The organism is Brevundimonas sp., assembly GCF_013823285.1.
Lineage (GTDB): Bacteria > Pseudomonadota > Alphaproteobacteria > Caulobacterales > Caulobacteraceae > Brevundimonas.
The window spans coordinates 1-583 of record NZ_PNLV01000202.1 but is presented as its reverse complement, the minus strand read 5'-3'; the positions used below and the strand labels follow the sequence as shown (position 1 = coordinate 583).

1 protein-coding gene and 1 pseudogene are annotated in these 583 nt (G+C 68.1%); both read left to right on the top strand.

Features of this window, described 5'->3' with window-relative positions; translation table 11 throughout:
• Positions 1 to 294 (top strand): ArsC/Spx/MgsR family protein (locus C0461_RS14385; RefSeq protein ID WP_292107989.1); only part of this gene is annotated, 294 nt, incomplete at its 5' end.
• Positions 294 to 583, top strand: a pseudogene (locus C0461_RS14380) (arsenical-resistance protein); the annotation flags it as partial. The gene C0461_RS14385 and the pseudogene C0461_RS14380, both read left to right, overlap by 1 nt.

Here is a 583-nt window from a genome sequence, read left to right as displayed (position 1 = left end):
GCCCATATGGTCACCCGCATGGGCGCGCCGCTGCGCGAGGTGCTGCGCCAGAAGGGCACGCCTTATGCCGAGCTGGGGCTTGATGACGAGACCCTGACGGACGCGCAGTTGCTCGATGCTGTGGAAGCGCACCCGGTGCTGCTGAACCGGCCGATCGTGGTCACCCCCGCGGGGGTGAAGCTGTGCCGCCCGTCCGAGGCGGTGCTGGACCTGCTGCCCGGCGTGACCCTGAAGCCTTTCGTCAAGGAAGACGGCGAGGTCATCATCGACGACGCCGGAAACCGCGTGCGCTGATGGTGGACACTGTCGTTCAGGATCAGGGCCCGCCGCGCCGCCTGTCGTTTCTCGACCGCTGGCTGACCCTGTGGATCTTCGCCGCCATGCTGGCGGGCGTGGCGCTGGGGTCGCTGATCCCCGGCCTGCCGGCATGGCTGGACAGCCTGTCGGTGGGCACCACCAACATCCCCATCGCCATCGGCCTGATCCTGATGATGTATCCGCCGCTGGCGCGCGTGAAATACGAGGCGCTGCCCCGGGTGTTCGCCGACAAGCGGGTGCTGGCCCTGTCCCTGTTCCAGAACTG